Consider the following 13,020-nt stretch of genomic DNA (forward strand, 5'->3'; position numbering starts at 1 on the left):
TGATTCCTCCTTATTCTTTCTTATTAATCATTACTATCCTAAAAGCTCTACTGACTGATTGATCAGCTTTTTATGAACATTGTAGGCTGCCTTCTTCCCTTGCTCTGCTGCCGTCACCACCATGGCTTCACCCTGGCCGTTCCCAAATACCACATCTCCCGCAGCAAAGACACCTTCTTTCGATGTTGTCATAGTTTCATGATCGACAATCACCACACCCTCATCATGAGAAAGGCCAAACTGTTCTATTAATGATAAATGCCGTGTTTGCCCGATGGCTTTAATGACTACATCAACTTCCATTATAAATTCGGTTCCTGGGATAGGCACCGGACGCCTTCTCCCTCCCTCATCAGGTTTACCTAGTTCCATCTTTATACATTCCAGTCCCTTCACTTCCCCTTCCGGACCTTCTAAGATAGAAAGAGGAGAAGTGAGCCAGCTGAATTCTATTCCATCCTGTTTTGCAAATTCATATTCAAACTGGTAAGCTGTCATTTCCTTTTCGGTTCTTCTATATACCATTTTCACCAATTCTGCGCCAAGTCTTTTAGCACAGGTTGCTGCGTCTACAGCGGTGTTCCCTGCCCCGATTACAGCTACACGTTTTCCAGACAGCTCATTTGTTAACTCTTCAGTTTTTGTTTTTTCTACAAAGTCAATAGCGTCATAAACATCCTTACTAGTTTCTCCTTTAATGCCCAAAGCTGGAACCTTACTCATTCCAGCTGCCAGCACGACAGCATCATAATTCTTCTGAAGCTCTTCTGCTGAAACATCTTTCCCAACTTTCACACCTGTTTTGATTTTTACTCCAAGCTTTTCAACCTGATCAACCTCCCAGGCTGAAATTTTTTGTGGGAGTCTGAAGGATACAATTCCATAAGTATTTAATCCTCCTGCTTTCTCTTTAGCTTCAAAGATTGTCACTTCATATCCAAAACGGGCCAGCTCACGAGCCGCGGACAACCCTGCCGGCCCTCCACCTACCACTGCAATATTCTTACCCAGCGACTCACCCTTTTTAAAGAACTCCTGCTCATTTTTCATTGCCCAGTCTGTGGCATATCTTTGTAAGTCACCAATCATTATAGGGGCAGAGGCGTGATTTAACACACACGCTCCCTCACACAGTTCTTCTGTTGGGCAAACCCGTGAACAGCTGGCTCCTACTGGGTTCGCTTCCATTATTGTTTTAGAAGAGCCCTTCAAGTCACCTGTGGAAATTCGTTTGATAAACTTAGGAATGTCAATACCCGTCGGACAGGCAGTGATACAAGGAGCATCATAGCAGTAGAGGCAGCGATTTGCCTCATCAATTGCTTCTTTGTCCGGCATCCCCCGTCGTTCTTCCATAAAGTTTTTCTTAATGTCCTCCAATGAAATCCATGATTTCTTGTTTGGACCTTCCATATACTCCACTCCTTTTCTTAAGGGATTAACGCAGTCATTCTCTCATAGGTTTCAGGACGACGGTCACGATAAAATTGCCACGTGTCTCTTACTTCACGGATCTTCTTCTTATCCATTTCTGCTATGACCACTTCATCTTCATCCCGACTTGCCACGGCTAAGAAATTCCCACGGGGATCTACGACATAAGACTGGCCATAGAATTCTCCCATCTCCCACGGAGTTTCCGTCCCCACTCGATTAATTGCTGCAAGATAGTAGCCATTAGCTACAGCATGAGCGGGCTGTTCAAGCTTCCACAAATATTCTGATAAACCCGCAACTGTGGCTGATGGATTGAAGACTACTTCAGCCCCGTGCAATCCAAGAAGCCTTGCTCCTTCTGGAAAGTGGCGATCATAGCAGATGTAGACTCCTACCTTGGCGTAGGCAGTATCGAAGACTGGGTAGCCCAGATTTCCCGGCTTAAAGTAGTACTTTTCCCAAAATCCATGTCCTCTGGTGTCTGCCGCTACGTGAGGTATATGATTTTTTCGATACTTTCCTAAATAAGTACCATCCGCGTCAATTACGGCTGCTGTATTGTAATATGTGGAAATACCTTCCCTTTCATAAATTGGCAGGATGATAACTACTTGAAGATCCCTGGCAAGCACTTGAAAACGTTTAGTAGTAGGGCCTTCGGGTATTTGTTCAGCTGCTCCATACCATTTTGTACTTTGTTCAGCGCAAAAGTATGGTCCATAAAAAATTTCTTGCAGCCCTATAATCTGAGCTCCACCAGCGGCAGCCTCTTTTATAAGCTCTATATGCTTTTCAATAGCCTTTTCCTTGTGAACTTCAACCGGTTCATCCCCATGCACCTCATTAGATGCTTGAATAATCCCTATTTTCACTTGATCTGACAAATGAATCACTCCTTGTAGGAAGAAATTTGTTTCTTACTATCTTGGTGATCATTTTATAAAAAAACACTTCATCCTCCATGTGACATTTTGTGTAGATTGTTCTAAGCATTCTGTACAAAGTGTAAATATCTCACTAGTTTCAGCAGCTTCAAGCGTCAGATAACATAACGGATAATATTTAAATATTCAGTCCTTTGTGCAAGACAGCAAAAAAAGGCTGAACCAGGCAGCCTTTTTTCTACTTGTTTGCATTTTTTATGCTTACATATAGTGTTTCTACAATAAGATCTAGTTCCTCTTTCGTCGTAACAAAAGGAGGAGCAACAGTGATAACATTATTATGGTGAGGTACGGTATCTCCATTTTTCCCTATTAGTATGTTTTGTTTCTTGCACATTGCCAGCACATTGGCTACCTTCTCTGGAGAAGCAGGCACTTTTGTTTTTTTATCTTCTACTAATTCAATTCCAGCTATTAATCCAAATGTACGAACATCTCCTACTAAGGAAAGCTCTGTTAGGCCAGCAAGGCGCTCTGTTACATACTTCCCCTTGTCTTTTGCCTGTTTGATTAGTTGTTCTCTTTCCAGTATTTCCAAATTTTTTAACGCAATGGCACATGAAACAGGGTTACCTCCAAATGTATTAACATGACGAAAATGATTCGTTTTTCCCTTCTCTTTAAAAGGTTCATAGATATGTGAGGAAACAGCTGTCGCAGATAATGGAGCATAAGCACTGGTCATACCCTTTGCCATTGACACAATGTCTGGTTCCACCCCAAAGTTCTGGTGGCCAAATTTTTCTCCAGAGCGCCCAAAACCGCAAATCACCTCGTCTACAATTAAGAGGACATTCCTCCGATCACAAATCTCACGAATCTCTTTCAAATATTCTGGCGGCGGCACGATGACGCCCCCGCCTGTAATCACAGGCTCCAGAATGACTCCGGCTACAGTTTCCTCTCCCTCCCACTCGATCATCTCATCTATCGCTTGAGCGCACTCCATCTTACAATGACCTTTTTCCTGTCCAAAAGGACAACGATAGCAATAAGGGGGAGGGGCATGCTTAAATCCTTCACCGCCCGGTTCATATTTCACTTTCCTTTCAGCTTGTCCAGTAGCACCCATTGCTCCCATCGAATTCCCATGATACGCCCTGTACCTTGAAATAAACTTATATTTTGTTCCTTTTCCGGTCTGTGCAAAGTACTGTCTTGCAATCTTGAAGGCTACCTCATTTGCATCTGAACCAGAATTAGAAAAGAAAATTTTATAATCTCCTTGCAGCCATTCATTAAGCATTGCAGATAATTCAATTGCGGGAACATGGCTTTGCGATAAAGGAGCAAATGCTAATTTTGACATTTGAGCCGCTGCTACCCTGGCTACTTCCTCACGACCGTGCCCTATATTTACGCACCATAGGCCAGACATGCCGTCTAAATAATTATTTCCGTCAATATCCTTAATCCAGCTGGATTTTCCTTCTACAAAAACATGTGGATGATCATTATGAGGAGACATATGATGCCAAAGATGGGCCCTGTCCTTATCCAGCAGCTCTTCCTTTTCATTATTCTCTTTTGTAGTAGACACGTAAGTCAAAACCTCAGCTCCTTTATCCGTATTGCCATCCATGCTATCACCAGGCAGTTTGAACATTCACTTCACAAATTGTGCAGAAATTTCCTAAGAAGTTAGACGTTTTGTCTTTTATGACAGACTGAGAAGAGGCTAAGAAAAAGTGTTTATATTCTTTCTAATTGGGAATGAAAGAACGTGAATGAAAATATATTTTTTCTATAAACAGTTCTGTTGAATGAAATTGCTCATTTTCAGTGTCCTCCAAAAGAAGGTTGTTCATGGCTACACCCCATTACATTGGTGGTTCATGAACTATTTAGCTTAACAATTTTTATTTTAAATTTGTATTTTTTAATAATAGTTATAAATTAGTATTGATTTTTAATTAATTATGATGTTAATATGAATTATAAAGAAGAGAGCCTGTGTAAAGAAGTTATACCCATTGAGTAATTCCAGGCAGTTTATGGTCAGATTTTCTCTTAATGAAATATGGTCCTCTGTTTTCGGAGACCTTTTATTTTCTATTCAATTTCTACTACTTAATGGAGGTGATAAGTATGCAAAACTACAAAATCAACGATCAACTGACTGTTGAAAAAATGGATGAACATTACTGCCTTGTTAAATCTGCAAAAGAAGGGAAAAGAGATGTCCAGCTTTGCTTTTACAGTATTGCTGATGCACTAGCTTATACCTCTGAGCGCCAATCCCTATAAATAATAAAAGAAAAAAGACTGCGTATGATCGGATACCTTCACGATCATGCTCAGTCTTTTTTTCTGACTGCTTTTAAAATCGGCATTTCTTATAAATACTGCATATTTGCGACTAACGCTTCTGCTATTGAAGATATAAAAATGAGGATAAATATAATAGGGAGATACCTTTTTGAAAAGGATATGTATAATCCTTTCAGGTTTTCTTTTTCACTCCGGTCTTTTAAAAACCGGAAAAGCATCCTGACATGGTAAATGGTAAACATAAATACAATAAACATTACAAAAAGATTCAATGCTATCGGTATAAATGACATACTATAGTAGCTTAGTGGAGTCAGGGGGCTTTCAGCACCAGCTGCACCGATCTGCCAAATGATAAGAGGCAGAAGCAAGAATGGCAGACCAAGAAATGAAGTAAGAATGAGCAGAACAAAAAGCAATGTTTTCATTGCAAATAAGAGGAGAAAGTCACTAAATGTAAAAGTAACTCCCTCTGCTGGTGAGATAATTTCAGGGTTATGGGCAGCATAGCTGACTGCAATAAGAATAATGCTTGCAAGATAGAACAGGAACACGCTTTTCTTTTGAATGGCCATATGATCTCTCCAACTAATTAAAGGCTAAGGTAGACAAAAAAATTCATCAACTGTTTTTGTCTTTTGTTCCCTTAAAAGGTGGAACCAAAACAGGTTTTTTATCTCCTCACAAGGGAAGGAGGGCTGTCCCAAGAGACTTTTTCAGCTGATGAAGTTAAATAATAACAGCCATCCTGACTTATGGGACAACACAACCCCTCTCTGTCATTTATTTTACCTTGAATTCTTTTATCACTTCATTAAGACGGCTTGACATATCACGTAATGACTGAGCTGATGAATTTATTTCTTGAACAGAAGCAAGTTGTTCTTCAGAGGACGAAGCTACGTGACGAGTGCTTGATGTCGTAGCTTGAATAACCTTCGCTATCTCTTCAAAAGAAGCAGACACTTGCTGAGTACCTGCGGACATCTCTTCAGAGGTGGCAGCCAGATTTTCGATTTGTTCTGCCACTAAAGTCGTGTTTTCTATAATATCCTGAAACTTTTCTTTTGTGCCTTGAGCCACTTCTAACCCTTCTTCTACATCCTTAGTCACTTTGCTCATTGAGTTGATTGATCTTTCCATATCCTGCTGAATTTCCCCGATAATCACTGCTATTTGCTTAGAAGACTTTTGAGATCCTTCCGCCAGCTTTCTCACTTCTTCAGCCACTACTGCAAATCCCCGTCCTTCTTCACCTGCCCTGGCAGCTTCTATGGCTGCGTTTAAAGCTAGCAGATTAGTTTGTTCTGCAATATCAGTAATCACTCCCAATATCTTTTCAATCTCTTTTGAGTGATTATTTAATGATTGATTTATTGAACTAGATTCATTCACTGACGTATTGATCGTTTCCATTTTCTCCAGGGTTTGCTGTACAAATTGCCCTCCTTCTTCTGCTTTTTCAATTGTTGTATTGGAGCTTTCAGTAATAGCTGCGGAGGATTCTGCGACCTGCTGTACCCCTTTCGTAACTTCCTCCATTGATAACTGGCTTTCTTGAACACCGGTGTTTTGCTGTTCCGAACCTGCTGCTACTTCTTGCATAGCATTCGTTATTGCTTCTGATGATTTGCTTGATTGTTCAGCACTTGCTGTAAGCTGTTCTGAGGAAGCAGCTACAAGATCTGCACTTTCATCTACCTGCCTAATCAGCTTCTTGAGATTTGCTGTCATTTGATTTACATTTGCCGCCAATTCACCTATTTCGTCATGAGAAGAGACTGATATTTCTTCTCCACTTATATCACCAGCTGCAACTTTTCTCACTTCCTCTGTTACAGCTCTCACAGGCTTGCTTATTCTTTGAGCAATAAACCAGGCAAAGAATATAATAAGTAAAGCCGCAATGGTAATAATAATGACTGTCTGCATAAGAATGTCAGAAGATACAGCCAGTACGGTTTCCATGGGCGTAACCATATATAGACCATAACCCGCTAAAGAAATCGGAGCATAGGCTAAAAGGACGTCTTCCCCGTTTCTGCTTAATACTGTAGCCCCTGTTTCTTGTTTACCGCTTTCAAAAGCAGTGAGCCATTCCTGGCTTAGTCCTGTTTCATTGGTTACTAGCCCTATCTGTTCCTCATCTGGAGAAAGTTGAATGATATCCTGATCATCTATGAGAAGAGGCAGTCCACCAATATTTGAAGACTCCTCATCAAGAAACTGATAAATCAATTCTTCAAAGTTTACGGAAGCAGATAACACCCCGGTAATTTCTCCGCTTTGTTCTCTCACTGGCGTCGCCACGACCACAATTCTGTTCCCGGTAGCATTGGATTCCAGCACACTGGAAATCGTATCTTCTCCATCCATGCCATTTTGAAAGTAGGCTCGGTCTGCTAAATTTAATTGTCCAATATTTTCCTCAGTAGTGTGCGCCCTAACTATTCCTTCAGGATCAGTAAATACTACGGTTTCATAGGTTTCATTTTGTTCTTTGACACGGTGCATTAGACGTAGCTGGGCTTCTGTATCTAGTGATTCAATTGCTTCTGTCTGTGCTGTTAATTTTATTTCTCCCATTCGTCTGTCAAGCCACCGTTCCATAGCATCGGCTGTGCCTGCCGCGATGCTTTCCATGGACTCTTGTTCCTTAGCAACGATTTCATCACTGCTTGAGTGATAGACAAAATATGTAGAAATAATCATAGGAAGCAGGCCAACTAGCAAAAAACAGGCTATTAGCTTCTTTCTAAGTGATCCTCCACCTGTCAGCTGTCTTATTCTCTTCTTCATGTAAGACCCCTCCGCTGGGAAATATTCGTGCAAACACTGGAAAGAAGAAATACATATCTCTTATTGTGTCTGACACCTATATTATTCATCGGCTCTGAGTGGAAAAGTTTGAGCCTTATATAATTGACTGATAATTTTGTTTCAAGTATGGTTGGGACAGGGATATCAATCAATTCAGAAAGGGTGATTATATGTCGGAAAAAAAAGATCTCCGCATACGTAGTAAAGTGATCAGCGAAGGTGTTAACAAGACCCCTAACAGAGCCATGCTTCGGGCCGTTGGATTCAAAGACGAGGATTTCAAGAAACCTCAAATAGGAGTAGCGAGCACTTGGAGTGAAGTGACACCATGTAATATACATATTGATAAGCTTGCACGGGAAACAAAAGAAGGAGTGTCTGAAAGCGGAGGTGCTCCCTTAATTTTTAATACCATTACTGTTTCCGATGGCATTGCCATGGGTCACGAAGGCATGAATTTTTCCTTACCGAGCAGAGAAGTTATTGCCGATTCAATTGAAACTGTAACAGGGGCTGAGAGATTTGATGGTGTGGTAGCCATTGGAGGCTGTGACAAGACTACTCCAGCCTGCCTTATTTCTATCGGTCGTATGAATATTCCTTCCGTTTACGTATACGGTGGTACCATTCAGCCTGGTAAATTAAACGGAGAGGATCTTGATATTGTCTCTTCCTTTGAAGCCGTTGGAAAGTATCACCAAGGAACAATTAATGACGAAGAGCTTCATCAGGTTGAATGTCACTCCTGTCCAGGGGCCGGCGCATGTGGCGGCATGTACACAGCCAATACGATGGCTGCTGCCGTAGAAGCACTTGGTATGAGCATTCCAGGGTCTTCTTCTACTCCTGCAATTTATGAATATAAGGAAACAGAATGCCGACAGGCAGGAGAAATGGTTGTCCGCCTTCTTGAAAAAGATATTTACCCTAAAGACATCATGACAAAAAAAGCCTTCGAAAATGCAATTACTGTAGTGATGGCGTTAGGCGGTTCTACGAATGCTTTCTTACACCTGTTAGCTATTGCCCATTCAGCCGGTATAGATCTTGCTTATGAGGATTTCGAAAAGATAAGAGAGAAAGTGCCGCATATCGCAAACCTGAAACCAAGCGGAAAATATGTCATGCAGGACTTATATGAAATCGGCGGTGTTCCGGGAGTGATGAAGCTATTACTAGAAAAAGAACTTCTTCACGGAGACTGCTTAACAGTGACTGGAAAAACGCTCGCTGAAAACCTGGATGAAGCGCCTTCTCTAAAAGAAGATCAAGACATCATCTTTCCTTTGGACCGTCCTATCAAAAAAACAGGTCCCCTGGTTGTACTCCGCGGGAACCTTGCACCTGAAGGAGCGGTGGCCAAAATGTCAGGTCTTGAAATTACCAGATTTGATGGAAAAGCTAAAGTGTTTGACAGTGAAGCTTCAGCAACAGAAGCAATTATGAGCAATGAAATACAAGAAGGCGATGTATTGGTCATTAGGAATGTGGGACCAAAAGGCGGACCTGGAATGCCTGAAATGCTTTCACCAACCTCTATGATTGTTGGAAAAGGATTGGGAGGGAAGGTTGCCCTCCTCACGGACGGACGTTTTTCAGGGGGATCTCACGGATTCGTTATCGGCCATATTGCACCAGAAGCTCAAGCCGGAGGACCGATCGCTATATTAAAGGATGGCGATCCGATTGTTATCGACAGTGAAACCCAGGAGATCAATATTAACATCTCTTCTGAAGAAATTGATAAGAGGATGAGAGAGTGGAAACCATTAGAACCTAAATACAAAACAGGGATTCTTGGTAAATATTCAAAACTTGTCTCGTCAAGTGCCAAAGGAGCCGTAACAGACGCAGACCTGTAAAGGAATTATTACTTTGATAAAGAAATCAAACAGAATAATGAGACCTCCCAGACGGTTTCTGCTGAAGGTTAATGCAAAAATGCTTACGTAGCCCCCCTCTTTATTCAGGCGGTTGAGAACATCTTCTCAACCGCCTTTTTCATAAGTTTAATACCCCGTAATTAGAAGTGTAGTCCTCTTAAAAAGAGGCTGTCATCCCTCTAAAGAGAGCCATGATGTTATTTACGCTTCCTTTGACATCTCCTGGTAAAGCTGCTGATATGCTTTTGATTCATCTTCTTTCCCAGTTTCCAAATAAATCTTTGAAAGCCATTGTACTGGTTTAGGATCTGTTTTATCCAGCTCCATTTGCCAGCTGAAACAGTCAATCGCTGCGTCAAAACGTTGAAACTCATAATATAGTTCCCCTAACAAAAATTGTTGATCCGGGTCATCTACTAAATGGCTCATCTTTTCAAAAGTATAGTAAAGCTTCCCTGCTTCCTCATTCCGTTTTAACGGCTCAAGCCATTCCAGGACATAAGAGATGTCATATTCAGAAAGAAGACGGCTGACACAGTTTTGAAGAAGCTCACTGGCTTTGAGGGAGTTGGTGTCTAAAATAGGAAGAAGATAAGAATTCAGCTTCTCTACCTGTACCCGGTTTTCCTCAAAGTCCATAGTAAGAAGCATCTTTTCAAACGAATTTCTTTGTTCAACCGTAAGCGTAATGGCGTCTTGAGCGAGTAAGTTACACAATTTTTCTACTTCATTTTCTTTTAGGTAGAGGTGTAAGAGATCTTGTAGGATGTGATTGTTTTTTCCACTTATACCCTTTAGCTCTTCTATAATATAAATTTGTTCGGCCACTGAGAAAGCGTCCTCGAGTAAAGATTTCATAAGAGTATAGGATGATAATGATTTGAACTTCCGGTAAGCTTCCAAGGACAGGGCTGTGTGATCGAGAATGCGATGTTCTTTCTTCATTAGTTCCAGTAAGCGATAAGAATCTTCTTCTTCTGCGCTTTTATATAAAGACTTTTCGGAAAATAATGGATCCTTTTCCATCAGCTCTTCTGAAACTAAGTGATACATACTATTGTATTTTTCAAACTCAAAGGAACTTGCAATATCTTTAACCCAGGAGTGTTCTGGCAAAAAGTCCTGAAGAATTCGAATGATCCGATAGCCTGCAAACATTTGACCGTTTCGCCTGTATTTATAATAAATTGACTGGATTGGTTTAAAAATAGTACCTTTTGATTCAAATGAATCTAAGAAGGTTAGAATTAGAGAGGTTTCATGAGGAGTATAGCTTTTTTGGAGTTTTTCAGGGAGATGAGATACAGCCACTTTCGGAAATACTTCTTTCGTTGCAAGCAGATTAACAAGAAAAGGGTGGGGCGCTGGAAAAGTCATACCTTTTTTAAAGGATTGTTCCAGGTGGGAATGTCTGTTTTGCCAGACTGGCTTCGTCCATGTAATATAGTCATTTTTGTAAAACAGCAAATAGTATACATGGCCATTCTCATCGAAAGCTTCAACCCATTTGCTTTGAAGATACATAACAAGTTTCTCAGCTTTAAGTGTGATTGTCTTTTGATTTTCCCTTATGTTACACAGGAGATAGCTTTCCATTCAAAATCCCTCCCTTTCCCACAAATATAACATACTGCACCTCCCATTGAATATATATAATTTTCAGTTATCTCATGATAAGCCTAAGCCGTCTCTTTCATGAGACGGCTTACACTCTTGTTTGGTTAAGCAAAGGAAAGCATTCTCTCCAATGCTGATTTCGCAAAAGCAGCAGTGTCCTTATCCACTTTGATAATGTGATGAGGATGGTTCTTTTCTATTGAATCAAGGGACCACAGCAAATGAGGAAGATCAATTCTGTTCATTGTTAAACAAGGACACATAGCAGGATTTAACGAATGTATCTCTTTATTTTGATGAGTATGTTTTAGACGCTGAACCAGGTTCATCTCGGTTCCAACAGCCCACTTGCTCCCAGCCGGAGCCTGCTCTATTGTCGTTATGATCTTGTTCGTCGAACCGTTGTAGTCAGCAGCCTGAACGACCTCCCAGGAGCATTCTGGATGAACGATAATCTTTGTTTCCGGATCAGCGGCTCTTAAGGTTTGAATTTGGTTCACGGTAAATTTTTCGTGGACAGAACAATGCCCTTTCCATAGAATAACTTGAACGTCTTCAATCCTCCCCTCATATTCAAGGCTGCCTTTTATCGGATCCCACACAGCCATGTTTTCAAGAGGAATTCCCTTATCATAAGCAGTATTCCGCCCAAGATGCTGATCGGGCAAAAACAGAACCCTCTTTTTTTGGATGAGTGCCCAATCAAACATCACACCTGCATTAGAAGAAGTAGCAGTGGCCCCTCCATGTTTTCCGCAAAAAGCTTTTATAGCTGCGGTGCTGTTCACATACGTCAGAGGAACAATAGTATCTTCAAAAAGCTCCATGAGTTTTTCCCACGCTTTTTCTGTCTGGTCGATGTCGGCCATATCGGCCATAGAACAGCCTGCCCGTAAGTCAGGCAAGATTACCTTTTGATCGTCAGAAGTAAGTATGTCGGCTGTTTCAGCCATAAAATGCACGCCCAAAAAGATCACATACTCTGCCTTATTGTTTTGCTCAGAAAGTCTGGCGAGCTGCAACGAGTCTCCCGTGTCATCAGCAAATTCTATGACTTCATCTTTTTGGTAGTGATGGCCGGGAATATAAAGGCGCTGACCCAGCCTCTTCTTATGTGCCATCACCCTTTCACGCAGTTCTTCCTGATTCATTTGTAAATAATGTTCTGGTAGACGAGGGATTTGTTCAATCATCTCAAGAAAGCTCATATGCTTTTACCTCCAAATTAAAACTAATATCAAGGGATGGGGCTGAATGAGTTAAACATCCCATGGAAATAAAATCTACACCGCACTGACTGTATTTATCTAAATTTGATAAATTGATTCCTCCTGAAGCTTCAGTCAGTATAGAGGAAGGCACTAATGATATCGTTCTCTCTATCTCTTCAGGGGTAAAGTTATCAAACATAATAATATCTGCTCCGCTTACCACAGCTTCTTCTATTTCTTTCTGATTTGTAGCTTCAACTTCAACTTTTACAGTCGGCCCAACGTGCTTCCTTACTTTTTCTATTGCTTTTGAAATGCCTCCGGCAGCTTTTATATGGTTATCCTTAACCATCACTGCGTCATAGAGACCAAAACGGTGATTAAACCCTCCCCCTACGCGAACGGCTTCTTTCTCAAACATTCGCAGACCAGGAGTGGTTTTTCTTGTATCACAAACCCTTGTCTTCCCTTCAGATAATTTACTTACTGCCTGTGCTGTAAGAGTTGCAATTCCGCTCATACGCTGAAAAAGATTAAGCATGACTCTCTCTCCGCTTAATAAGAGTTGTACAGGACCTTCTACCTCTCCTATCGTCTGGCCTTTTTTCATTTCTTCCCCTTCTCTTACGAAAAAGGTTACTTTAATGTCAGGTGAAATGAACCGGTATCCTTCTTTTACTACTTCCAGGCCTGCAGCAATGCCAGGTTCTTTGCAAACCCACGTTCCTTTAGAATAATCCTCTTTTGAAAAAATAATTTCCGATGCAAGATCCTGTGCTCCAATATCTTCTTTTAAAAATCTAGCTATTTCTTCCCTCATCAAAATGCTATTCACTT

At 41.1% G+C, this 13,020-nt stretch carries 10 protein-coding genes; 2 read left to right on the forward strand and 8 right to left on the reverse strand.

Annotation, left to right across the window (positions count from 1 at the left end):
- Positions 1 to 33: 33 nt before the first annotated feature.
- The 3 genes from ACFPU1_RS08690 to ACFPU1_RS08700 form a co-directional block, all read right to left on the reverse strand.
- A complete protein-coding gene (locus ACFPU1_RS08690) occupies positions 34 to 1,413 on the reverse strand; it encodes an NAD(P)-dependent oxidoreductase (RefSeq protein ID WP_385940176.1) in 1,380 nt (459 codons plus the stop codon).
- 17 nt (positions 1,414 to 1,430) lie between these two features.
- Complete coding sequence (locus ACFPU1_RS08695; RefSeq protein ID WP_385940178.1) at positions 1,431 to 2,321, reverse strand: nitrilase-related carbon-nitrogen hydrolase; 891 nt, start codon at positions 2,319 to 2,321, stop codon at positions 1,431 to 1,433.
- 238 nt (positions 2,322 to 2,559) lie between these two features.
- Entirely contained in the window at positions 2,560 to 3,963 is a 1,404-nt protein-coding gene (locus ACFPU1_RS08700; protein ID WP_385940180.1) for an aminotransferase, read from the reverse strand.
- Positions 3,964 to 4,469: 506 nt separating this feature from the next.
- On the opposite strand from ACFPU1_RS08700, the gene ACFPU1_RS08705 reads away from it, so the two are divergent.
- Positions 4,470 to 4,628, forward strand: a complete 159-nt coding sequence (locus ACFPU1_RS08705; RefSeq protein ID WP_157049843.1) for a hypothetical protein — start codon at positions 4,470 to 4,472, stop codon at positions 4,626 to 4,628.
- A gap of 89 nt (positions 4,629 to 4,717) precedes the next feature.
- Here ACFPU1_RS08705 and ACFPU1_RS08710 read toward each other — a convergent pair whose 3' ends face one another.
- Complete coding sequence (locus ACFPU1_RS08710) at positions 4,718 to 5,227, reverse strand: hypothetical protein (RefSeq protein ID WP_385940182.1); 510 nt, start codon at positions 5,225 to 5,227, stop codon at positions 4,718 to 4,720.
- Between the two features lie 208 nt (positions 5,228 to 5,435).
- Entirely contained in the window at positions 5,436 to 7,451 is a 2,016-nt protein-coding gene (locus ACFPU1_RS08715) for a methyl-accepting chemotaxis protein (RefSeq protein ID WP_385940184.1), read from the reverse strand.
- A 191-nt stretch (positions 7,452 to 7,642) separates the two neighbouring features.
- Between ACFPU1_RS08715 and ilvD the strand changes: the two genes are divergently transcribed.
- A complete protein-coding gene (gene ilvD, locus ACFPU1_RS08720; RefSeq protein WP_385940186.1) occupies positions 7,643 to 9,334 on the forward strand; it encodes a dihydroxy-acid dehydratase in 1,692 nt (563 codons plus the stop codon).
- 222 nt (positions 9,335 to 9,556) lie between these two features.
- Here the strand turns inward: ilvD and ACFPU1_RS08725 are convergent, their stop codons facing one another.
- The 3 genes from ACFPU1_RS08725 to nadC form a co-directional block, all read right to left on the reverse strand.
- Positions 9,557 to 10,951: a hypothetical protein gene (locus tag ACFPU1_RS08725; RefSeq protein ID WP_385940188.1), complete on the reverse strand. Its 1,395-nt coding sequence runs from the start codon at positions 10,949 to 10,951 to the stop codon at positions 9,557 to 9,559.
- A 125-nt stretch (positions 10,952 to 11,076) separates the two neighbouring features.
- A complete protein-coding gene (nadA, locus tag ACFPU1_RS08730; RefSeq protein ID WP_385940190.1) occupies positions 11,077 to 12,180 on the reverse strand; it encodes a quinolinate synthase NadA in 1,104 nt (367 codons plus the stop codon).
- Complete coding sequence (gene nadC, locus ACFPU1_RS08735) at positions 12,167 to 13,018, reverse strand: carboxylating nicotinate-nucleotide diphosphorylase (RefSeq protein WP_054636399.1); 852 nt, start codon at positions 13,016 to 13,018, stop codon at positions 12,167 to 12,169. The genes nadA and nadC overlap by 14 nt, the downstream gene beginning before the upstream one ends.
- Positions 13,019 to 13,020: the final 2 nt, after the last annotated feature.

Source organism: Thalassorhabdus alkalitolerans (assembly GCF_042656525.1).
Classification (GTDB): domain Bacteria; phylum Bacillota; class Bacilli; order Bacillales; family Marinococcaceae; genus Thalassorhabdus; species Thalassorhabdus alkalitolerans.

Coding starts and splice junctions, on each gene's coding strand:
- ACFPU1_RS08715 (WP_385940184.1), bottom strand. CDS start 7,451: ATGAAGAAGAGAATAAGACAGCTGACAGGTGGAGGATCACTTAGAAAG.
- ilvD (WP_385940186.1), top strand. CDS start 7,643: ATGTCGGAAAAAAAAGATCTCCGCATACGTAGTAAAGTGATCAGCGAA.
- ACFPU1_RS08725 (WP_385940188.1), bottom strand. CDS start 10,951: ATGGAAAGCTATCTCCTGTGTAACATAAGGGAAAATCAAAAGACAATC.
- nadA (WP_385940190.1), bottom strand. CDS start 12,180: ATGAGCTTTCTTGAGATGATTGAACAAATCCCTCGTCTACCAGAACAT.
- ACFPU1_RS08705 (WP_157049843.1), top strand. CDS start 4,470: ATGCAAAACTACAAAATCAACGATCAACTGACTGTTGAAAAAATGGAT.
- ACFPU1_RS08710 (WP_385940182.1), bottom strand. CDS start 5,227: ATGGCCATTCAAAAGAAAAGCGTGTTCCTGTTCTATCTTGCAAGCATT.
- ACFPU1_RS08690 (WP_385940176.1), bottom strand. CDS start 1,413: ATGGAAGGTCCAAACAAGAAATCATGGATTTCATTGGAGGACATTAAG.
- ACFPU1_RS08700 (WP_385940180.1), bottom strand. CDS start 3,963: ATGGATGGCAATACGGATAAAGGAGCTGAGGTTTTGACTTACGTGTCT.